3 protein-coding genes are annotated in these 1,001 nt (G+C 60.0%); all 3 read left to right on the top strand.

The window, feature by feature from the left end; translation table 11 throughout:
* Nucleotides 1-218 (top strand): hypothetical protein (locus tag H9627_RS14100; RefSeq protein WP_191734644.1); only part of this gene is annotated, 218 nt, incomplete at its 5' end.
* The gene (locus H9627_RS14095) at nt 215-415 is read left to right on the top strand and encodes a hypothetical protein (protein ID WP_191734643.1); all 201 of its coding nucleotides are present in this window, start codon (nt 215-217) and stop codon (nt 413-415) included. The genes H9627_RS14100 and H9627_RS14095, both read left to right, overlap by 4 nt.
* Entirely contained in the window at nt 408-776 is a 369-nt protein-coding gene (locus H9627_RS14090) for a helix-turn-helix domain-containing protein (RefSeq protein WP_225213896.1), read from the top strand. The genes H9627_RS14095 and H9627_RS14090 overlap by 8 nt, the downstream gene beginning before the upstream one ends.
* Nucleotides 777-1,001 lie beyond the last annotated feature (225 nt).

Here is a 1,001-nt window from a genome sequence, read left to right as displayed (position 1 = left end):
CCGAACCATCCGGTCGCGCCGGGCTCGAGACCATCATCATCGGCTCCCTTCACCCCGAGTACCCCATGAGCTTAAGGACCGTAGAACAGTCCGTCCCCAAGCTCCACCGCGACCAGGTGCCCGACGTCCTCAACAAGCTTGTCGAGGACCGCATCGTCCTTGTCGACGGCACCGGGAAGTATCTCCTCAACCCAGTCGGAAAGGACATTGCAGCATGACTATCCCAGCCCGAACCAAACACCCCGGGACGTGGTGGCATGACACCGAGATCACCACGACCACCGCCCGTGACGGTAACCGGAAGAAGATCCGGTTGACCATCGGCGGGAACCTCAAGGTCGATCTCTCCCGCGCCCAGGCCGTCGAACTCATCAATGCCATGGCTGATGTCCTGGAAGGTGGCGACGATGGCTAGGATCACGCACCTTCCCGCCGGCGGGGTGATCCTCTCCCTGGCTGATGCCCAGGACCTCGCCCAGACTGTCCTTGTCGCCCAGGACCTCGCCAGCCGACACGGAGCACGACTCAAGCCCCACGTCCTATTGATCGCAGCAGAATTATCTTCCATACACGGCACAACGGAAGTGGCACACCCAGCCATCGAACACAGTGTGGAATATGAACAGATCACAGCCAACACCGCCGCCGACATCCTGGGTTGTTCCCCTCGCAACGTCACAGACCTTGCGACCCGTGGAAAACTCCCCGGAATCAAGAAAAGTGGACGCTGGCTATTCAACAAGGATGACATCATCGTCTACCGCGATTACCGCTGACTTCTGTTCATTCCCAGACGTTGACCTTCTCAAGGCCGGCACCTGGGACGCATCAACAGGCCGGGCAGTATTCACCCGCGCCGACCTCGCAGCCGCGGTGGCGTCCGCGAAAATCCTTCCATCACCACCCCTGAAGCTGGGACACGAATCTCCACTTGGAGACGGTGCCCCGGCTTTAGGCCATGTTGAAAACATTCGGCTCGCTGATGCTGGCAACACCCTACG

Origin of the sequence: Corynebacterium gallinarum (genome assembly GCF_014837045.1) — a bacterium.
Lineage (GTDB): Bacteria > Actinomycetota > Actinomycetes > Mycobacteriales > Mycobacteriaceae > Corynebacterium > Corynebacterium gallinarum.
The sequence above is the reverse complement of the archived record's forward strand: the minus strand, read 5'-3'. Positions and strand labels throughout refer to the sequence as shown.

Coding starts and splice junctions, on each gene's coding strand:
- H9627_RS14095 (WP_191734643.1), top strand. CDS start 215: ATGACTATCCCAGCCCGAACCAAACACCCCGGGACGTGGTGGCATGAC.
- H9627_RS14090 (WP_225213896.1), top strand. CDS start 408: ATGGCTAGGATCACGCACCTTCCCGCCGGCGGGGTGATCCTCTCCCTG.